Below are 19915 nucleotides of genomic sequence, written 5' to 3'. Positions count from 1 at the left end.
GAGGTGACGGCATGAGCGCGGACGACGCGGTGCGGTACGGCAGCGACGTCATGGTCGACGTGCTGGCCCGCCTCGGCATCGAGCACCTCGCCATCAACCCCGGCGCGACCCTGCGCGGCCTGCACGAGTCGCTGGTCCGCGCGGGCAAGCCCGAGCTGCTGCTGACCCTGCACGAGAACGTCGCCGTCGGCATGGCCCACGGCTACGCCAAGGCGACCGGCCGGCCGATGGGTGTCGCGCTGCACAACCTCGTCGGGCTGCAGACCGGCTCCATGGCGCTGTTCAACGCGTTCCTGGACCTGGTGCCCATGCTCGTCGTCGGCGGCAGCGGCCCGGCCGACGCCGCCCGCCGCCGGCCCTGGATCGACTGGATCCACGCCAGCCGCGACCAGGCCGCGCAGGTCCGCACCTACACCAAGTGGGACGACCAGCCGGCCGGCCTCGACGCCGCCGTGCACAGCCTCGCCCGCGCCCACAGCATCACCACCGCCTTCCCGCAGGCGCCCGTCTACGTCGCCCTCGACGCCGGGCTGCAGGAGGACGTGGTCAGCGGCGAGCCGCGCAACGCGCTGTGGTCGCCCGCGACCGCGCTGGCCCGGCAGAGCACGCCGACGGTCGCCGACGCCGACCTGCTCCCGGTCGCCGAGGCCCTCGCCGCCGCCGAGCGGCCGCTGCTGCTGGCCGACACCGCCGGGCGCAGCGAGGCCGCGTACCGGGCCCTCGTCGCGCTCGCCGAACGGCTCGGCGCGGGCGTCGTGGACCTCGGCGCCCGGCACAACTTCCCCAACACGCACTGGGCCGACCGCACCCAGCACCACCACACCGACGTCGCCGGGGCCGACGTGATCCTGGCCGTCGACGTGCGCGACCCGTACTTCGCCCTCGGCCGCACCGACGTCGCCAACCGCGACTTCGCCTGGCTGCCCCGCCCCGGCGCGCGGGTCTTCGTGCTGTCCGGCGCGGCGCTCATCGAGCGGGCCCCGCTGGACCGGGCCGCCGCGGCCTGGGACCGGGTCGAGGCGGTGCTGACCGGCGACGCCGCCGTGGCCCTGCCGCGCCTCGCCGAGATCGTCGCCGAGCTGCCGGTGCCGGGCGCCGCCGAGCGCACCGCGGCCCTGCGCGCCACGGCGAGCGGCCCGGCGGTGTTCCGCGAGCGGCTGTCCCGCGCGCCCGGCGCGTTCGGCCCGGCCCGGCTGGCCGCCGAGACGTTCGAGGCGGTCCGCGGCGGCGCGTGGCAGCTCGCGTTCGGCGCGCTGTACGGCAACTCGCGCCGCGCGTTCGACATGGACGAGTTCAACTGCTACCTCGGCATCTCCGGCGGCGGCGGGCTCGGCTACGGGGTCCCCGCGGCCCTGGGCGCCGCGCTCGCGCACCGCCACGACGACACCCTCGTCGTGGACATCCAGCCGGACGGCGACTTCCTCTACACCGCCCAGGCGCTGTGGACCGCCGCCCACGAGCGGCTGCCGCTGCTCGTGGTGATGGCCAACAACCGCACCTACAACCAGGACCGGATGCACCAGACCGAGATCGGCCACCAGCGCGGCCGCGACACCGACGTGGCCGCCGGCATCGACATCACCGGCCCCGACGTCGACTTCGCCACCCTGGCCCGCAGCCAGGGGGTGGAGGGCATCGGCCCCGTCACCGACGCGGCCGAGCTGCCCGCGACGCTCGCCCGCGCGGCGCGCATCGTGCGCGAGGAGCGCCGTCCGGTGCTGGTGGACGCCGTCATGAACCGCGATCGGAGCTGAACACCACATGACCGCACAGAGCACGCCCCGGCCGGGCGTCGCGCTCGTCGGGGCCCGCGACGGAAGCCTCTGGACCTACCTGCTGTTCCACAACCTGCGCACCTTCGGCGACGCCGAGATCTGGCCGGTGAGCCGCACCCGACCCGAGGTGCGTGGCGTGCCGACCGTCGCCGACCTCGGCCTCGTGCCGCGGACCCCCGACGTCGCCGTGCTCATCGTCAACTCCGCCGCCGCGAACTCGGTCGTGGCCAAGGCGGTCGAGATGAAGGTCCCGCACATCGTGCTCATCTCCGACGGGTACGCCGAGCGCGGCACCGAGGAGGGCATCCGGCTGCAGCGGGAGCTGGTCGGCATCGTCGAGGGCACCGGCAGCCGGCTCTACGGGCCCAACGGCGTCGGGTTCGCCGACTTCCGCGCCGGCATCGCCCCGCTCGGCGCGCCCATCCCGCCGGACCTGCGGGTCGGCGGCGTGTCCGTGGTGTCCCAGAGCGGCTCCCTGACCACCACCATCATGGGCGGCCTGGCCGAGGACGGCGCCGGCGTCGACCTGTGCGTGTCGATCGGCAACGGCGCCGCGTTCGACCCCGTCGACGCGATGGAGACGATGCTCGACCGGCCGACCACCACCGTCATCGCCGCCTACCTCGAGTCGTTCGGCGGCAACCGGGCCCGCCTGGAGCGGACCCTGACCCGCGCCCGCGAGCAGGGCGTCACGATCGTGCTGGCGAAGTCCGGCGGGTCGGAGATCGGCGCGGCCATCGCCCGATCGCACACCGCCGCCCTGGCCGGCCCCGACCGGCTCGTCGACGAGGTGCTCACCGCGCACGGCGTGATCCGGGTGCGCAGCATGGAGCAGCTGACCCGGGCCGCCGCGATCGCCGAATACCTCAGCCGGCACGGCGCCGGTGGCGCCGGTGGCGTCGGTGGCGGCGTCGCGGTCATCGAGACGTCCGGCGGCGCCGCCGCCCTCACCGCCGACCTGCTCACCCACGAGGGCGTCGGGCTGGCCACGTTCGGCGACGCGGCCACCTCGGCGCTGCGGGCGGTCGCGCCCGACGGGGCGTACGTGAGCAACCCGATCGACCTGACCGCCTCGCCGAAACCGTACGAGGAGGTGACCGCCGCGTTCCACGCCGTCTACACCGACCCGGCCGTGCGTGCCGTCGTCATCCCGTACGCGCTGACCTTCCCGGCCGCCGACGACGAGCGCGACGTGCACCGCCGCTCGCTGGACCGCTACGCCGACCTGGGCGCCGCCACCGGCTGCCCCACCATCGTGTCGACGCTCAGCGACTTCGCGTGGACCGACTGGGCCGTCGCGTTCCGGGAGCGGCACCCGGAGACGCTGCTGGTGCGGGGGATCGCCACCACCGCCCGGATGCTGGCGCGGCTCTACCCACGCACCCAGCCGGAGGCACCGCGGGCGACGGGGCTCGCCGACGTGATCGGCGACGCGCCCGACGGCCGCACCGCCCGGGACCTGCTCGACGCGCTCGACGTGCCGATGCCGAAGGCGGTCTTCGTGGCGGCCGAGGACGTCGACGGCGTCGCCGGGGCCGTGGCCGGCCTCGCGCACCCGCACGTCGTGAAGATCGTCGCCGACGGGCTGCTGCACAAGGTGAAGGTCGGCGGCGTCGTGCTCGGCTGCGCCACGGCGGAGCAGACCGAGGCGGCCGCCCGGCGGGTCCTCGCCTCCGCCGCCGCGGCCGGGCTGCCCGGCGTGCGCGGCGTGCTCGTCGAGGAGACCGGCACCGGCGTCGAGCTGTTCGTGTCGCTCAACCGCGACCCGTGGTACGGGCCGTATCTCATCGTCGGCTCCGGCGGCGGCGACGTCGAGGCCAAGACTGACTCGTCGCTGATCGCGCTGCCCGCCACGGACGGTGCCGTCGAGCGGGCCCTGGACCGCCTGCCGGTGCCGGACGGGCAGCGCGCCGCCACCGCCGCGCTCATCGCCCGGCTCGCCACCGAGTTCGTCGGCGGCCGGCTCGCCGGCTGGTCGATGCTGGAACTGAACCCGGTCATGGTCGACGCCACCACCGGACCGCAGATCCTCGACATCGTGTTGCTGCCCGAGGGCGAGCCGGTATGACCGTGCGCGTCTCGATGGCGCTGGCCACCAGCCACCTCGGCCCGCTGCTGGACATCACCCGGGCCGCCGAGGAGGCCGGCCTCGACCGGGTGTGGACCACCGAGGGCTTCGGCGGCGACGGGATCGTCCGCGCCGGCCACCTGGTGGCGCACACCAGCCGCATCGGCATCGGCACCGGCATCGCCTACTCGTTCACCCGGGCACCCCTCGCGGTGGCGATGGCCGCCGCCGACCTCGCCGAGCTCAGCGGCGGCCGGTTCGCCCTCGGGCTGGGCGCCGGCACCCGCGGCGTGCGGACCAGACGCTTCGACGCGGCCGGCTACGACCACCCGGCGCCGCGCACCGCCGAATACGCCGAGCTGGTCCGCGCCGCGCTGCGGTCCGAGGGCGGGCTGCGCTTCGAGGGCCGGTTCTACCAGTGCGACTTCCCGCAGCTGGACATGCCGCAGGACGCCGCGCTGCGCGCCGGGGTGCCGCTGTACGCCGCCGCGCTCAACCCGGCGATGCTGCGTGCCGCCGCCCGCTCCTGCGACGGGATCGCCCTGCACAGCCTCGCCACCGCGCCGGCCTACCTGCGCGACGTCGTCGCCCCCGCCGTCGCCGGTCCGGACCGGCCGAAGCTCGCGGCGTGGAAGATCTGCGTCGTCGACGACGACCCGGCGGCCGCCGCCGACGCGGTACGCCGGCAGCTGGCGTTCTACTTCTCCACCCCCAGCTACCACCCGGTCCTGGCCGGCACGCCGTGGACCGAGGTGGCCCAGCGCATCCGCGACCTCGCCACCGAGCTGCGGTTCCGCGACTGGGGGCCGGTGGCGGCGCTCGTGCCCGACGACATGGTGGCGGCCTACTCCGTCGCCGGCGACCGGGACTCCTGCGCTGAGCAGATCGCCGCCACCGCCGGGCGGTTCGCCGCCACCGGCGTCGACGAACTGGTCCTGCAGCTCACCTCCGGCAGCACACCCCAGCAGACCCGGGCCAACGGCCTCGCGCTCGTCGCCGCCGTCCAGCACGCCCGATCGGAAAGGACGGCCGATGCTCACCTGTGACAGCCAGATCCACCTCTTCCCCGAAGGCCACGAGGAGCGGGCCGCGAAGTTCGGGCAGCGGGTCATCCCCCTGGCCACGATCCTCGCCGACATGGACGCCGCCGGCATCGACCGGGCCGTGCTCGTCCCGCCGTTCCCGGCCGCGATGCAGATCAGCCTCGACGCGGTCGCGGCCCACCCCGACCGCTTCCGCACCACCGCCCACCTCGCCCTCGACAAGCCGGAGGCGCGCGAGCAGGTCAAGGCGTGGCCGGACGACGCGGTCGTGGCCGTGCGGGTCGCGTTCCCGCCGTGGCACAAGGTCTCCTGGCTCGACGACGGCACCGCCGACTGGTTCTGGCCGGTCGCCGCCGAGCAGGGCCTGCCCGTCATGGTGTGGGCGCCGGCGCAGCTGGCCAAGCTCGGCCCGGTCGCCGCCGCCCACCCCGGCCTGAACCTCATCGTCGACCACCTCGGGCTGTTCGTCGACGACAAGGACGACGCCCTCGACCCGATCCTCGACGAGCTCGTCGCGCTCGCCGCGCACGACAACGTGTCGGTGAAGGCGTCGGCGCTGCCGTGCGCCACCGACGAGCCCTACCCCTACCGCGGTCTCGCGCCCCGCATCGAGCGGGTCGTCGACGCCTTCGGTGCCGGGCGCGTGTTCTGGGGTACCGATGCGACCCGCCTGCCGTGCACCTACGCGCAGGCGGTCGCGATGTTCACCGAGGAGCTGCCGTTCCTCAAGGACGACGACCTCGACCTGGTCATGGGCGGCGCGCTGCTTCGCCGCCTGGGCTGGGACCGCTGAATCAGGAGGCTGCACGAGTGCCGGCAACATCATTCGCCGACCCCGCGGTGGACGAGTTCCGCCGCGAGGTGACGGCGTGGCTGACGACCGCGATCCCCGCCGAGTGGCGGGAGCGTCGCGACCACCTCACGATGGACGAGGAGATCGAGATCCGCCGGGCCTGGGACCGGCAGCTCTTCGACGCCGGCTACGCGGGGCTGTCGTGGCCCGAGCGCTTCGGCGGCCGCGGCCTCGGCGTCGTGGAGGACTTCACGTTCAACGACATCGCCGCGCGCATGGACGCCCCCGAGGGGCTCGGCCGGGTCGGGCGGCTGCTCGCCGGGCCGGCCATCATCCACCACGGCACGCCCGAGATGTGCGCCCGGTTCCTGCCGGCGATCCTCAAGGGCGAGGAGAACTGGTGCCAGGGCTTCTCCGAGCCCGGCGCCGGCTCCGACCTCGCCTCGCTGCACACCCGGGCGGTGCGTGACGGCGACGTGTACCGCATCCAGGGCCAGAAGGTGTGGACGACGTACGCGCAGTTCTCCGACTGGTGCCTGCTGCTGGCCCGCACCGGCGCGGCCGGCTCCCGCAGCCGCGGGCTGTCGCTGATGCTCGTGCCGATGCGCCAGCCCGGCGTCGAGGTCCGGCCGCTGATCAACATCACCGGCACCCACGAGTTCAACGAGGTGTTCTTCGACGGCGCCGAGACGAGCACCGACCTGCTCGTCGGCGCCGAGGACGAGGGCTGGCTGGTGTCGGGCACGATCCTGACCCACGAGCGCGGCGTCGGCTTCGGTGCGATCGCCCTCAACCAGCTGCACGGCTACCTGCGGCTGTTCACCGAGCACTGCGCCGCGCACGCCCCCGCGATCGCGGCCCGGCTGCCCGAGTTCGTCACCCGGGTCGAGCTGCTGCGCTGGCAGATGATGCGTTCGCTGGAGAAGATGGCCGGCGGCGACGCCTCGCCGCGCTCCAGCGCGGTGCTGAAGGTGACCTGGAGCGAGCTGGTGCAGGAGATCGTGCACCTGGCCGCGTTCGGTGGCTGTCCCGAGCACACCGACCTGTACCGCACCCGGCTGCTGTTCCACCGGGCCTCGACGATCGTGTCGGGCACGTCGGAGATCCAGCGCAACATCATCGGCGAGCGGGTCCTGGGCCTGCCCCGCGAAGGGAGCGCGAAGGCGTGAGCACGCGATACCTGCCCAGCCCGCTGGGCCTGGAGGTCACCGACGCGGTGCACCAGATGGCGGTCGAGGGCACGACCGGCGAGGACCGCTGGTCCCCGGCGAAGCTGTGGGGCGAGCTCGCCGCCGGCGGCTGGACCGAGCTCGCCGACGGCGACACCCCGGGCACCGACGCCGACGTGACGCTGCTGGACCTGTGCGTGATGGCCGAGGCGTGGGGCCGGGCCCTGGTCGGCCTGCCGCTGCTGAGCACCCTGGCCGCGCGCCGCTGGCTGGCCGAGCGGCCACCCGCCGGCACGCCGGTCACCCTCGTGGTGCCCGAGTGGAACCGGTTCCTGCTGCCATACCCGATGCAGGCGGCGCTGGTGCTGTCCGCCGACGGCACCGCGCCCGTCACGGGGGAGTTCACCGTCGACGACCACGCGCCGTCGCTGCCGCTGGGCCGCGCGGACACCGCGCCGGGACCGCTCGCCCCGGCCGGTGCGCTGCGCGACTATGCGCTGCTGGCCACGGCGGAGGCCGTCGGGGCCACCGACCGGGCGCTGCAGGACACCGTGGAGTACGCCAAGACCCGGGTCCAGTTCGGCCGGCCGATCGGCTCGTTCCAGGCGGTCAAGCACACCCTCGCCGACATGCACCGCGACGTGGAGCTGGCCCGTAGCGGCGTCACCTGGTTCAGCAACGACCCGGCGGCGATGACAAGCGGCGCGCCGTACGTGCTGCAGCTGTGCGCCTCCGTCGTCGAGCGGGCGATCCAGGTGTACGGCGGGATCGGCTACACCTGGGAGTGCGACCTGCACTGGTCGCTGCGCCACGTCACCCAGGCGCACCGGCTCGTCGTGGCGGCGCTGACGGCGAGCGCGGCATGACCGGCCCGCAGCGGAGCGAGGAGCTGGTCATCATGGGCGCAGTTGCAAGGTCAGGGCGGCGCCGGAGCGCAGCGGAGGTGACGTCATGACCGAGTTGTTGGAGGTCTTCACGAAAGACCGGGTCGGGTACCTGCGGTTCAACCGGCCCGACAAGCTCAACGCGCTCGCCCCGGAGATGCTCGAGGGCTTCACCGCCGGGCTCACCGCGCACGAGGCCGACCCGGACGTGCGGGTCGTCGTGGTCTGCTCGACCGGCCGCGCGTTCAGCACCGGCGGCGACATGTCCGGCCCGGGCCGGGCCGCGTCGGCGGGGCACCGTTCCTCGTACACCGACTGGCAGCGGCAGCGCGCGAGCCTGGAGCGCTGGCTGCGGATCTGGGACTCGCCGAAGCCGGTCGTCGCCGCCGTGCAGGGGTACTGCCTCGGCACCGCGACGGTCATGGCGGTGATGTGCGACCTGACCGTCGTCGCCGACGACGCCGTCATCGGCTGGCCGCAGCTGCCGGTCGGCGGCGGGCTGCTGTCGCCGGTGGCGAGCTGGTTCGTCGGGCCGAAGAAGGCCCGCGAGCTGGCGTACATCGCCGGCAGCCGGTTCAGCGCCCAGGAGGCCGTCGAGCTCGGCTGGGCCAACCACGTGTACCCGGCCGGCGAGCTGCACGAGCGGGCGCACGAGCTGGCGACGCGGATCGCGAACACGCCCAGCGACGTGCTGGCGGTCAAGAAGTACGCCCTGAACCGCACCATGAACCTGCAGGGCTTCCGCGACGCCGTGCTGTCCGGTGCGGAGTTCTCCGCGGTGAGCCACCAGGCGCCGGGCGCGGAGTTCATCGCGGCCCGCCGCGCGGAGCTGGGCATGAAGGAGACGATCGCGGCGGTCCAGCAGGGCCTGCTCGCCGGCGACTACCCGCAGGCGGAATGAGCGGCGGCAGGAGCGGCCCGCGGTACCGCGGAGGAGCCGCTCACCGGAATGACAGGAGCTCAGCGGAGGAGTGGGTATGAGCCTGGTGGACAAGGTCGTCGCGATCACGGGTGCCGGGCACGGCATCGGCCGCCGTGAGGCCCTCGAGGTGGCGGCGCTCGGCGGCAGCGTGGTGGTCGCGGAATTCGACGCCGACGCGGGCGCCGAGGCAGTGAAGGAGATCGAGGCCGGCGGCGGGCGGGCGGTGCTGGTCGCCGGTGACGTGGCGGACACCGCCGTCGCCGACGCGATCGTGGCCGCCGCCGTCGACACGTTCGGCCGGCTCGACGCGGTGGTGAACAACGCGGGGTTCCTGCGCGACCGCACGTTCGTGAAGATGGCGGCGGACGAGTGGGACGACGTGATCCGGGTGCACCTGCGCGGGCACTACGCGGTCGCGCACGCCGCGTGCGTGCACTGGCGCGACGCCGGCACCGGCGGCCGGCTCGTCGGCACCTCGTCGACGGCCGGGCTGCTGGGCAACTTCGGCCAGGCCAACTACGGCGCGGCGAAGGCCGGCGTCGTGGCGATGTCGTCGATCATCGCGCAGGAGATGGCCCGCTACGGTGTGGTCAGCAACGTCGTGTGCCCGGCCGCGCGGACCCGGATGACGTCCGGCGCCTACGGCGAGATCGGCGGCGGCGAGGGCTGGGACTTCTGGTCGCCGGACAACGTGGCACCGATGGTGGCGTTCCTGTGCAGCGACGCGGCCGGGACGATCTCCGGCAAGGTGTTCGGGGTGCAGGGTGACGTCGTGGAGCTGTACGAGCCGTTCACCAGCGTCGCGTTCATCCGCAACGGTGAGCGCCGCTGGACCCAGGACGAGCTGGCCGCCGGGGTGCCGGGCCTGTTCGCGCAGGCCGGGCGGGACCCCGAGGTGGAGAACATGATGGCCCGGCTGCGGTTCTCGATGACCGACCGCAGCAAGCGGGCGGCCGGCCCCGTGGCGCAGGGCTGAGCCCCTACCGACCGTGGAAGACGGGCGGCCGCCTGGCGAGGAACGCCGCGGCCGCCTCCGCGGCGTCGGCGGAGCGGGCGGTGGCGACCTGGCGGCGGGCCTCGGCGGCGAGGTGCTCGCCGAGCGGCACGCCGGCGGCGCCGGCGAGGTTCTCCTTGATGGCCGCGACGGCGAGCGGCGCGCGGGCAGCGCACCGTTCGGCGAACGCGTCGACGGTGCCGTTGAGCGCCGGGCCGGACACGACGCGGTGCAGCAGCCCGTACCGCAGCGCCGTCTGCGCGTCGAGCTTCTCCGACAGCAGCAGCAGCTCCCTCGCCCGCGCCTCGCCCAGCAGGGCCGGCAGCAGCCAGGTGATGCCGTAGTCGCCGCTGACCCCGGCGTCGAGGTAGGCGGTGCGCAGCACGGCGTGCTCGGCGGCGATCCGCAGGTCGCACGCGAGGGCCAGGGCGAGCCCGGCGCCGGCGCAGCCGCCGTTGACGGCGGCGATGGTGATCTGCGGCAGCGCGCGGATCGCCTCGGTGAGCCGCCCGCGCTCGATCTGCGCCCGCACGTCGTCGTCCACCGGCACGTCCTGGCGCGCGGCGGCGAACGCGTCACCGGCCAGGTCGCCGCCGACGCAGAACTGCCGGCCGGCGCCGGTGAGCACGACGACCCGCACGTCCCGGCGCGAGGCGACCTCGGCGACAAGGTCGTGCAGCCGCGCGGCGAGGGCGTAGGTGACGCCGTTGCCGCGCTCGGGCCGGTTGAGGGTGATCCGGGCGACGCCGTCCTTGACGTCCAGCAGCACGTCGGACTGCGGCCCGTTCATGCGCCGACCCGCTCGAACAGTGCTGCCAGGCCCTGCCCGCCGCCGATGCACATGGTCGCCAGGCCGAACCGGGCGTCGCGGCGGTGCAGCGCGTACGCCATGGTGGTGAGGATGCGGGCGCCGGTGGCGCCGACCGGGTGGCCGAGCGCGATGCCGGAGCCGTGCACGTTGAGCCGCGCGAAGTCGGCGGCGGTGAGGCCCCATTCCCGGGTCACGGCGAGGACCTGCGCGGCGAAGGCCTCGTTGAGCTCGATGAGGTCGATGTCGGCGAGTGTCAGGCCGGTGCGGGCCAGGAGGCGGCGGGTGGCGGGGACCGGCCCGAGGCCCATCACCTCGGGCGCGACGCCGGCGAGGGACCAGCCGGCGAGCCGCACCAGCGGGGTGAGGCCGAGCTCCGCGGCCCGCTGCGGGGTGGTGACGACGCAGATGGCGGCGCCGTCGTTCTGGCCGCTGGAGTTGCCGGCGGTGACGGTGGCGTCGGGGTCGTCGCGGCCGAGCACGGGACGCAGGCGGGCCAACGCTTCGAGGGTGCTGTCGCGGCGCGGGTGCTCGTCGGTGTCGACCGTCTGCGGTCCTTTCTTCGACGGTACTGTCACCGGCACGATCTCCGCGGCGAAGATGCCGGCGTCCTGGGCGGCGACGGCCCGCCGGTGCGACTCCAGCGACAGCTCGTCCTGCTCGGCGCGGGGGATGCCGTAGTGCCGCCGCAGGTTCTCGGCCGTCTCCACCATGCCGCCCGGCACGGGGTGGTCGCGGCCGCCGGCGGTGGCGCGGGCCCGGGCCAGCCGGTCGACCAGCGCGACGTGCTCGCCGGCGCCCCAGCGCAGCCCGGTGGCGTAGTGCTCGACCTGGCTCATGCTTTCCGCGCCGCCGGCGAGGACGAGGTCGCTGGCGCCGGTCTGCACCTGCATCGCGGCGTTGAGGACCGCCTGCAGCCCGGAGCCGCAGCGGCGGTCGACCTGGGCGCCGCCGACGGTCTCGGGCAGCCCGGCGTCGAGGGCGGCGACCCGGCCGATGGCCGGTGCCTCGCCGCTGGGGCTGCACTGGCCGAGGATGACGTCGTCGACGGCGGCCGGGTCCAGGCCGGTGCGTTCCATCACGGCGCGGATGACGGTCGCGGCCAGTTCGGCGGCGGGGACGTCGCGCAGGACGCCGCCGAAGCGGCCGATGGGGGTGCGCAGCGGGGCGCAGATGACGGCGTCGGGCATCCGTCGACCTCCTTGTGGTGTGGCTGTGTCAGGCGACGGTGCCTGAGTCGATGAGCTGGTCGATGTCGGCGGGGGAGCGGCCGAGCTCGGCGAGCACCTCGCGGGTGTGCTCGCCGAGCCCGGGCGCCGGGCGCGGGCCGCCGAGGGTGCGGCCGCCGCCGGTGATGGGGGATCCGGGGGCCAGGTGCGGCCCGACGCCGGGCTGGTCGAGCACGTCGAAGAGCGGCCCGGCCAGCAGTTCGTCGCGGCCGTCGGTGACGATCTCGCGGAATGTGCGGAACCGTGACCACAGCACGGACGTGGGGCGCAGCGCCGCCTCGGCCTCGGTGGTGCTCCGCGCGGCGAACCACGGCTGCAGCAGGGCGTCGAGGAGGCCCTGGTGGCGGAACCGCTCCTCCTCGCGGGTGAAGTCGGTGCCGAGCGCCACCTCGATCGCGTGGGCGGCGACGGTGAGGCCGGTCGCGGCGAGCAGGTCGTTCCAGTGCCGGGCGGTCAGCGCGACGATCATCATGTGGCCGTCGCGGGTGGCGAACGCGTGGCCGTACGTGCCGTAGACGGCGTTGCCGACGCGGGGGCGGCCGGCGCCGGTGAGCTCGGCCTCGGCGAGGTAGCCGAGGTTGCCGGCGGTGGCGAGGGCGACGTCGTCCAGGCCGATGACGAGGTGCGCGCCGCGGCCGGTCGCGGCGCGGTCGTGCTGGGCGGCGAGCAGCCCGACGGCGGCGTAGAGCCCGCAGGCGACGTCCCAGGCGGGCAGGACGTGCCCGGTCGGCTCAGACGTCTCGGGTGTGCCGGTGGCGAGCGGGAAGCCGGCCGCGGCGTCGGCGGTGTAGTCGACGGAGCCGCGGCCGCGCGCGCCGGCGACCTCGACGTAGATGAGGTCGTCGCGGGTCGCGCGCAGGTCCTCGTAGCGTTGCCCGGGGCGGTTGCCGGCGTTGGTGAGCACGGCGTCGGCGCCGGCGACGAGCTCGGCGAGCAGCCGCCGGCCCTGCTCGGCGCGCAGGTCGAGGGCGATGGAGCGTTTGCCGCGGTTGAGGCCGGTCCAGTACAGGCTGGCGCCGCTCGGGGCGAGGGGCCATCGGTGCCGGTCGGGGGTGCCGCCGAGCGGGTCGACGCGCAGCACGTCGGCGCCGAGCTGGGCCAGGGTGAGGCCGCAGAGCGGTGCGGCGATGTAGCTCGCCAGCTCGATCACGCGCAGGCCGCGTAGTGGCCCGTCGCCGGTGTGGTTCATCGGTTCCTCGCTCGCCACCGGAAATGAAAGGTCTTGGTTATTGTACCTAGGTAAGCTAGTCTTATACCAGACCTAGAATACGGGAGTCGCTGTGACGATGACACCGGCCGGCTTGACGCCGGACAGTTTCAAGGAAGCGATGTGCCGTTACGCGTCGGGGGTCACCCTCATCACGGTCCACGACGCCGACGGTGCGCCGGTCGGCATGACGGCCACCGCGTTCAGCTCGGTGTCCAGCGAGCCGCCCCTGGTGCTCATCTGCGTGCACGGCGCCACCCGGACCTACGAGCGGGTGCTGCGCTCGGGCTACTTCGGGGTCAACCTGCTCGGCGTCGACGCCGGGCCGATCGCGGAGCACTGCTCACGCCCCGGGGGGTCAAAGGTGCTCCCGCCGGACTGGCTCATCGATGCTCCACAATGGACGGCGCCGGCGGTGGCCGGCTCGCTCGCCTTCGTGGACTGCGAAACCTACCGGCACTTCCCGGCCGGCACCCACCACGTCATCGTGGGACGGGTGCGCGGCATCGGGCTGGGCCCGGCTCCCGATCCCGGCCCGCTGGTGCACTACCAGCGCGGATACCAGGCACTGCACCCGCTACAGGAGACGACGCGCATGCCATTCACCGCACCGCTCACCAGCAACGGGAGCGTCCGATGACCCGTAGCGGCGACCAGTACCTCGAGGGGCTGCGCGACGGCCGCCAGGTCTTCATCGACGGCGAGCTCGTCGGTGACATCACCCGGCACCCGGCGTTCAAGGGTGCCGTGCGCTCCGTCGCCGCGCTCTACGACACCGTCGACGACAAGGCCAACCGCGACCAGCTCACGTTCGCCTCGCCGGCCACCGGCGAGGCGGTCAGCCTCGCCCACCTCATCCCGCGCTCGCCGGCGGACCTGACCCGCCGCCGGATCGCGCTCAAGGCGATGGCGGAGCAGACCTTCGGGCTGATGGGCCGCGGCCCGGAGCACGTCGCCGGGTTCCTGGCGGGGTTCGCCGGTCACTCGCACGTCTTCGCCGCCGGCGGCGAGCACTTCGCCCGCAACGTCGAGGCGTTCCACGCCAAGGCCCGCGACGAGGACCTGTACATGACGTACACCATCCTCCCGCCGCAGATCGACCGCTCGAAGCCCGCGCACCAGCAGGCCGACCCGCACCTCTACGCGGGCGTGGTGGCCGAGCGCGACGGCGGCATCGTGGTGCGCGGCGCGCAGATGCTCGGCACCGGCACCGCCATCTCCGACTACGTCTACCTGAGCAACATCGCGCCGCTGCAGCCCGGCGACGAGGCGTACGCGCTCGCCGCGATGGTCCCGGTCGGCGCGCCCGGCGTGAAGATCTACGCCCGCCGTTCCTACGCCGCGGCCTCCTCCAGCCTGTTCGACTACCCGGTCAGCGCCCGCTTCGACGAGACCGACTCGCTGCTCGTCTACGACGACGTGTTCGTGCCGTGGGAGAACGTGTTCGCCTACCGCAACCTCGACGTCGTCAAGCGCCAGTGGTTCGCCACCGCCGGGCACCTGCTGGGCAACAACCAGGCCCAGATCCGGTTCTGGACCAAGCTGGAGTTCCTGATCGGTCTCGCCCACCGGGTCGCGGAGATGAACGGCTCGGTCAACCTGCCGCCGGTCAAGGGCGCGCTGGGTGAGATGGCCGCGCAGGTCGCCACCGTCACCGGGCTGGTTCTCGCCCAGGAGCAGCACGCGACCGTCGACGAGCACGGCGTGGCCTGGCCCGGCCGCGCCGAGTGCTTCGCCAACATGGCGCTGCAGCCCGACCTGTACGCCAAGCTGCTGGTGATGATCCGCGACCTGTGCGGCGGCGGGCTGATCCAGCTGCCGTCCTCGGCCAACGACTTCGCCAACCCGGCGATCGCCGCCGACGTGAACCGGTTCGTGCAATCCCCGGGATATCCCGCCACGGAGCGCGTCAAACTGCTCAAGCTGGTGTGGGACATGGTCGGCTCGGAGTTCGCCAGCCGCCACCACCAGTACGAGATGTTCTACGCGGGAGCTCCGTTCGTGGTGAAGATGCGCATGTACGACGCCTACGACTTCGGCGCGGGCCGCCGGCTCGTCGACACGATGCTGGACAGCTACGACCTGAGCGGGCTGCGCGACACCGCGCTCCCGCCGGCCGGCGACGCGCTCGACCCGGTGCGGGGGTGACCTTGGGGCAGGACCTGCGGGGCGCGTTCGAGACGCTGCGGCGGCACGGCAAGGCCGTCGTCGTCGCCGAGCCGGTCAGCTGGGAGTACGAGGCCGCGGCCGTGCTGTGGGAGCTGGCGCACGGCCCGGCGGTCCGCTTCGACGACGTGCCCGGCTACCGGGTCCCGCTGGTCGGCAACCTGCTCAACACCCGCGACAAGCTCGCCTGCGTGCTCGGCGTGGACGACGAGCGGCTCGGCGAGGTGCTCGCCGCCGCCCTCGACACGCCGGTCCCGCCGGCGGTCGTCGACGACGCGCCCTGCCAGGAGGTCGTCGTCACCGACGGCATCGACCTGACCGGGCTGCTGCCGATCCCGGCGATCAGCGAGCGCGACGGCGGCCGGTACCTCTCCGCCGGCGTGCTGCTGTGCGCCCCGCCCGGTGGCGGCCGGCAGAACCTCGCCATCGCCCGGCTCCAGGTGCAGGGCCCGGACCGGCTCGGCGTCAACTTCGCCCCCACCCACTCCTGGCAGTTCCTGCAGGAGTGGTGGGCGCGTGGCGAGCCGATGCCGGTGGCGGTCGCGCTCGGCTGCCACCCGGCCGTCGTCGCCGCCTCGCAGCTGCTGGTGCCGTTCGACGAGGCGCACGCCGCCGGGGCGCTGTTCGGCGAGCCGCTGCGGATGGTCCGCGGCCGCACCGTCGACGTCCTCGTCCCGGCCGAGGCCGAGATCGTGATCGAGGCGCTGCTGCACCCGGGTGACCGCGCCCCGGAAGGCCCGTTCGGCGAGTTCCCCGGCCTGTACGCGCCGATGCGCGACAACCCGGTGCTGCGGGTCACCGCGGTCACCCACCGGCGTGACCCGTGGCTGACGATGATCGTCGGCGGCAACCACCCCGAGCACCTCGTCACCGGTGCCGTCGCGCGGGAGGCGACGCTGCTGCGGGCGGTCCGCGCGGTCGTGCCGAGCACCCGCCGCGTGGTGCTCACCGAGGCCGGCAGCTGCCGCTTCCACGCGGTCATCGCGATCGAGCAGCGCAACCCGGGTGAGGCCCGCCTGGCGATGCTGGCCGCGTTCAGCACCCAGGACCTCATCAAGCACGTCACCGTCGTCGACGACGACATCGACCCGGCCGACCCCCGGCAGGTCGAGTGGGCGGTCGCCACCCGCATGCGGGCCCACGAGGACCTGCTGGTGGTGCCCGGCATGAAGTCCAACCCGGTCGACCCGATGTCCGTCGGCCGGACCATCTCCAAGCTCGGCATCGACGCGACCCGTCCGCTGGGTGCCGACCCGGAGCGCTCGGTCCTCGTCGACGTGCCGGCCGGCGTCCGCGACCAGGTCCGCGCCCGCTGGTCCGAGCTGTTTCCCGATGCAGGTGCCTCATGATCGATCCGCAGGACGTCCGGGACCGGATCGCCCCGCGCATCCTGGTCGCCGGGGAGGCGGTCGCCGGCCTGCGCCACGCGCCGACGGTCGACCCGTCGACCGGTGCGCCGCTGGCCGACGTGCCGGTCGCCGACGCGGCCACCGTCGACCGCGCCGTGCGGGCCGCCGCGGCCGCCCAGCCCGCCTGGCGCGACCTCGGCGTGCCGGGCCGCCGCCGGCTGCTGGAGGCGCTCGGCGCGGCCGTCCGCGAGCACCGGCACGAGCTGGCGATGCTCGACGCGCTGGATGGTGGCAACCCGTTCCCGGCGATGCTGTCCGACGTCGAGCGCTGCCTGCACCAGTTCGTCACCTGGCCCGCCGTGGCCGGGATGACCGGCGGCGCCACGATCCCGATCGACCCGCGGGACCTGCACTTCACCGAGTACGAGCCGTTCGGCGTGGTGGCCCGCATCGTTGCCTACAACCACCCGGCGTACTTCGCGATCAAGGCGATGCTGCCGCCGCTGGTGATGGGCAACTCCGTGGTGCTCAAGCCGGCCGAGCAGACCCCGCTGTCGGCGCTACGGCTGGCCGAGATCGCCCAGGAGGTGCTGCCGCCGGGCGTGTTCACCGTCGTCACCGGCGGTGCCGAGGCCGGCGCCGCGCTGGTCGGCCACCCGCTGATCCGGCGGATCGGCTTCACCGGCAGCGTCGCCACGGGGCTGGCGATCCAGCGGGCCGCGGCGGCGAGCGCGGTCAAGCACGTGTCGCTGGAGCTCGGCGGCAAGAACGCGATGATCGTGTTCCCGGACGCGCCGGTGGAGGCCGTCGCCGACGCGGTCGTGGCCGGCATGAACCTCGACAGCTGCGCCGGGCAGTCGTGCGGCTCCACGTCGCGGGTCTTCGTCCATGAGGACGTCCACGACGCCGTGGTCGCCGCCGTGGAGCAGCGCATCGCCCGGTTCGTGCCGGGTGTGGCCTATGTCGACGGTACCGCCATGGGGCCGCTCGTCTCCGCCGCCCACCGAGACCGGGTGGCCGGTTACGTCGCCGCCGGTCGCGGCGAGGGCGCCCGGATCGTCGCCACGGGCGCGGACCCCGGTCTGTCCGGCGGGTTCTTCCAGCCGCCGGTGCTGTTCGACCGGGTCGAGCCGCACATGCGCATCGCCCGTGAGGAGATCTTCGGCCCGGTCGTCTCCGTCCTGCGCTGGTCCGCGGTGGACACCGTGCTGGCCCAGGCCAACGCGGTCGACTACGGGCTCACCGGCGCGGTGTGGACCAACGACCTGCAGCAGGCGATGCGGGTGGTCCGCGGCCTGCACACCGGCTACGTCTGGGTCAACGACGTGAGCCGGCACTACTGGGGGCAGCCGTTCGGCGGTGTCAAGGACAGCGGCCTGGGCCGCGAGGAGACCCTGGACGAGCTGCGCACGTACGCCGAGGTGAAGGCGGTCAACATGAGGACACGCTGGTGATCACACTGCTGCGCGGCCCGGTCGGGACGCTGCCACTGGTCGAACGCTGGATCTCCGTCGACGACCCGGCCGACGGCCTGGCCCTGGTCCCGCACGACCCCGTCGACGGCGGCCCGCTGTGCGAGGTGCGCGCCGACTCCGGTCCGGCCTCCGCCCCCGGTGCCTTCCTGTTGATGGTGAGTTTCGCGGTACCGCCGTCGGGGCTGGCCCAGTTCGACGACTGGTACGACACGGAGCACACCCCGCTGCTGCTGGCCGCTCCGTCGTGGCTGCGCGTCCGCCGCCTGCTCGCGCCGGACGTCCCGGCGGGGGAGCGCAACTGTTTCGTGCTGCACGAGCTGGCCGACCTGCAGGTGCTCGACGGTCCTGAGCGTGCCGCTGCCGGCCGCGCCCCCAAGCGGGCGGAGGTGGCGGCGCTGCCCTGGTACGCCAGCTCCCGCCGCTGGACGTTCACCGCGCTGCGCTGACCAGACGCCAGAGAGCAGCGGCGGCACCGGGTGCGTCCCGGTGCCGCCGCCGCCGTTCGGGGTGGCCGGCGTTTGGGTGGCCGTCAGAAGTCGCGGAGGAGGAAGCCGGCGTCGGCGCGGCGGTCGGTGATGCCCGACTCGCGCAGCGCGTGCCAGACCGTGGCGGCGTTCATGGCGACCGTGGGCAGGCCCAGCCAGTGCTCGGCCTCGGCGGCCAGCTTCACCGCGCTCAGGTTGGTGCCGACCACGACCAGCGCGTCGGGGCGGTGCGCCGCCAGGGCGCGCAGTCCGGCGATGACCTGACCGGGGGTGGTCTCGGCGATGTCGGTGGCGGAGGTGCGGCGCAGACCCTCGACGTGGACGACGTCGAAGCCGCATTCCCGCATGTACTGGCTGGTCAGCCGGTCCGACTCGGGCTGGTACGGGGTCAGCACGGCGATGCGGGTCGCGCCGATGCGCTGCAGCGCGGCGATGACCGCGGCCGGGCCGGTGGTGACGGGCAGGCCGGCCTTCTGGGCGACGGCGTCGACGAACTCGGCGCCGCCCCGCACGCCGCGCCGCATCACCTCGGCCGACATGGCGATGACGATGCGGTCGGGGGTCAGGGTCAGCACGTCGCGCAGGGCCACGTCGAACGACGCGTCCATCTGGTCGAGCAGGGCCTTGGCGTCGGCGTCGGAAGCCATCGACGGTTTACTGATGTATGCGCGCCCGGCGTGGAAGGTCACGCCGGACGGGCAGAGCATGGCAAGGTCATGCTCGACCATGATGTTCGTCGACGGAATGATGACGCCCCATTTATTGCGGATGGCTGCCGGAGGTACCATGGCCATCAGCATAATGATCCTGGGTACTTATTCCTAGTGTGATACTTGAGGCTCAACCGGGCACGGTGAAGGGGACGCACGTGAACGAGACCGAGATCGCGCTGGCTGCCTGGGTGCAGAACGGCCAGGACAAGGTCACCGATCAGAAGACGTACGTGCAGGCCGTCGCCACCGCCCGCTACGTGATCCGCAAGGTGATCCGCATCGTCGACGACGCCGCCCGCGACCACGGGTTCGACCCGCTGGCGCATCAGGCGCTGATCCAGATCTTCGGCGTGATGGACGAGCCGCTGACGGTCAGCCAGCTGGCGGAGCGCCTCGACGTGGTCCCGGCGTTCGCCTCACGCCTGGTCCGCGACCTGGAGCGGCGCGGGCTGGTCGAGCGGCAGCGCACCGACCAGGACAAGCGGATGACCCGCGTGGTCGCCACCGCCGAGGTCGGCCCGGTGCTGGCCGAGATCAACGAGCAGGTCCAGGCGCACGCGGCGCTGTTCCACCGCCAGCTCACCGACGACCAGCGCCAGGCGGCACTGGTGGTGCTCGCGTTCTTCGTGGGGATCAAGGCCGGATCGCCCGTGGGGGAGAGTCTGCGGGCCAGCCTGCAGCTCGCGTCGGCCGACGAGGCCGCGGCGAAGCCCGGCCGCACCGCCAAGGCGGCGACGCCGGCCTGACGCGCCTGCCCGGGTGGCGCTGTGACCGACCCGTCCTGGACTTGCCGTCCCTAAGTAGTTAACCTCGCTTAAGCACTGTAGTTGAGTGT

Annotated in this window: 18 protein-coding genes; 14 read left to right on the top strand and 4 right to left on the bottom strand. The window is 73.9% G+C overall.

The genetic code is table 11. The features are described 5' to 3' along the window. Nucleotides 1-11: 11 nt before the first annotated feature. From ACQEVZ_RS47675 to ACQEVZ_RS47640, 8 genes are all read left to right on the top strand, one after another. Entirely contained in the window at nt 12-1754 is a 1743-nt protein-coding gene (locus ACQEVZ_RS47675) for a thiamine pyrophosphate-binding protein (RefSeq protein WP_433381013.1), read from the top strand. 7 nt (nt 1755-1761) lie between these two features. After that, a complete protein-coding gene (locus ACQEVZ_RS47670) occupies nt 1762-3843 on the top strand; it encodes an acetate--CoA ligase family protein (protein WP_433381010.1) in 2082 nt (693 codons plus the stop codon). Next, nucleotides 3840-4889, top strand: a complete 1050-nt coding sequence (locus ACQEVZ_RS47665; RefSeq protein WP_433381007.1) for an LLM class flavin-dependent oxidoreductase — start codon at nt 3840-3842, stop codon at nt 4887-4889. The genes ACQEVZ_RS47670 and ACQEVZ_RS47665 overlap by 4 nt, the downstream gene beginning before the upstream one ends. Further along, nucleotides 4876-5679, top strand: a complete 804-nt coding sequence (locus ACQEVZ_RS47660) for an amidohydrolase family protein (protein WP_433381004.1) — start codon at nt 4876-4878, stop codon at nt 5677-5679. Before ACQEVZ_RS47665 ends, ACQEVZ_RS47660 begins: the two co-directional genes overlap by 14 nt. Nucleotides 5680-5696: 17 nt before the next feature. Further along, entirely contained in the window at nt 5697-6848 is a 1152-nt protein-coding gene (locus ACQEVZ_RS47655; protein ID WP_433381001.1) for an acyl-CoA dehydrogenase family protein, read from the top strand. Further along, on the top strand, nt 6845-7714 hold the full coding sequence (locus ACQEVZ_RS47650; RefSeq protein WP_433380998.1) for an acyl-CoA dehydrogenase family protein: 870 nt from the start codon (nt 6845-6847) through the stop codon (nt 7712-7714). Before ACQEVZ_RS47655 ends, ACQEVZ_RS47650 begins: the two co-directional genes overlap by 4 nt. Nucleotides 7715-7799: 85 nt before the next feature. Beyond that, complete coding sequence (locus ACQEVZ_RS47645) at nt 7800-8633, top strand: enoyl-CoA hydratase/isomerase family protein (RefSeq protein ID WP_344500395.1); 834 nt, start codon at nt 7800-7802, stop codon at nt 8631-8633. Between the two features lie 76 nt (nt 8634-8709). Then, nucleotides 8710-9630 carry an SDR family NAD(P)-dependent oxidoreductase gene (locus ACQEVZ_RS47640; RefSeq protein WP_433380994.1) on the top strand — a complete coding sequence of 307 codons (921 nt, stop codon included), beginning with the start codon at nt 8710-8712 and terminating at the stop codon, nt 9628-9630. Between the two features lie 4 nt (nt 9631-9634). Here the strand turns inward: ACQEVZ_RS47640 and ACQEVZ_RS47635 are convergent, their stop codons facing one another. From ACQEVZ_RS47635 to ACQEVZ_RS47625, 3 genes are read right to left on the bottom strand one after another with little or no spacing between them, the layout of a single operon-like run. Beyond that, a complete protein-coding gene (locus tag ACQEVZ_RS47635) occupies nt 9635-10438 on the bottom strand; it encodes an enoyl-CoA hydratase/isomerase family protein (RefSeq protein WP_433380991.1) in 804 nt (267 codons plus the stop codon). Continuing rightward, nucleotides 10435-11646: an acetyl-CoA C-acetyltransferase gene (locus tag ACQEVZ_RS47630; RefSeq protein ID WP_433380988.1), complete on the bottom strand. Its 1212-nt coding sequence runs from the start codon at nt 11644-11646 to the stop codon at nt 10435-10437. Before ACQEVZ_RS47630 ends, ACQEVZ_RS47635 begins: the two co-directional genes overlap by 4 nt. A gap of 28 nt (nt 11647-11674) precedes the next feature. Then, complete coding sequence (locus ACQEVZ_RS47625; RefSeq protein ID WP_433380985.1) at nt 11675-12874, bottom strand: CoA transferase; 1200 nt, start codon at nt 12872-12874, stop codon at nt 11675-11677. A gap of 97 nt (nt 12875-12971) precedes the next feature. Here ACQEVZ_RS47625 and ACQEVZ_RS47620 point away from each other — a divergent pair, with 97 nt between their 5' ends. From ACQEVZ_RS47620 to ACQEVZ_RS47600, 5 genes are read left to right on the top strand one after another with little or no spacing between them, the layout of a single operon-like run. Beyond that, nucleotides 12972-13532 (top strand): flavin reductase family protein, encoded by a 561-nt coding sequence (locus ACQEVZ_RS47620; RefSeq protein ID WP_433386109.1) that lies wholly within the window; start codon nt 12972-12974, stop codon nt 13530-13532. Further along, nucleotides 13529-15040: a 4-hydroxyphenylacetate 3-hydroxylase family protein gene (locus ACQEVZ_RS47615; RefSeq protein WP_433380982.1), complete on the top strand. Its 1512-nt coding sequence runs from the start codon at nt 13529-13531 to the stop codon at nt 15038-15040. Before ACQEVZ_RS47620 ends, ACQEVZ_RS47615 begins: the two co-directional genes overlap by 4 nt. Beyond that, nucleotides 15037-16407 carry a UbiD family decarboxylase gene (locus tag ACQEVZ_RS47610; RefSeq protein ID WP_433380979.1) on the top strand — a complete coding sequence of 457 codons (1371 nt, stop codon included), beginning with the start codon at nt 15037-15039 and terminating at the stop codon, nt 16405-16407. Before ACQEVZ_RS47615 ends, ACQEVZ_RS47610 begins: the two co-directional genes overlap by 4 nt. After that, entirely contained in the window at nt 16404-17861 is a 1458-nt protein-coding gene (locus ACQEVZ_RS47605; RefSeq protein ID WP_433380976.1) for an aldehyde dehydrogenase family protein, read from the top strand. Before ACQEVZ_RS47610 ends, ACQEVZ_RS47605 begins: the two co-directional genes overlap by 4 nt. Further along, on the top strand, nt 17858-18328 hold the full coding sequence (locus ACQEVZ_RS47600) for a hypothetical protein (protein WP_344500411.1): 471 nt from the start codon (nt 17858-17860) through the stop codon (nt 18326-18328). Before ACQEVZ_RS47605 ends, ACQEVZ_RS47600 begins: the two co-directional genes overlap by 4 nt. Nucleotides 18329-18411: 83 nt before the next feature. On the opposite strand, the gene ACQEVZ_RS47595 is transcribed toward ACQEVZ_RS47600, so the two are convergent. Then, on the bottom strand, nt 18412-19155 hold the full coding sequence (locus ACQEVZ_RS47595) for a maleate cis-trans isomerase family protein (protein ID WP_433380972.1): 744 nt from the start codon (nt 19153-19155) through the stop codon (nt 18412-18414). Nucleotides 19156-19235: 80 nt separating this feature from the next. Between ACQEVZ_RS47595 and ACQEVZ_RS47590 the strand changes: the two genes are divergently transcribed. Continuing rightward, the gene (locus ACQEVZ_RS47590) at nt 19236-19826 is read left to right on the top strand and encodes a MarR family winged helix-turn-helix transcriptional regulator (RefSeq protein WP_344500415.1); all 591 of its coding nucleotides are present in this window, start codon (nt 19236-19238) and stop codon (nt 19824-19826) included. The last annotated feature ends 89 nt before the right edge of the window (nt 19827-19915 follow it).

The organism is Dactylosporangium sp. CA-152071, assembly GCF_050936335.1.
Taxonomy (GTDB): Bacteria; Actinomycetota; Actinomycetes; order Mycobacteriales; family Micromonosporaceae; genus Dactylosporangium; species Dactylosporangium maewongense.
The sequence above is the reverse complement of the archived record's forward strand: the minus strand, read 5'-3'. Positions and strand labels throughout refer to the sequence as shown.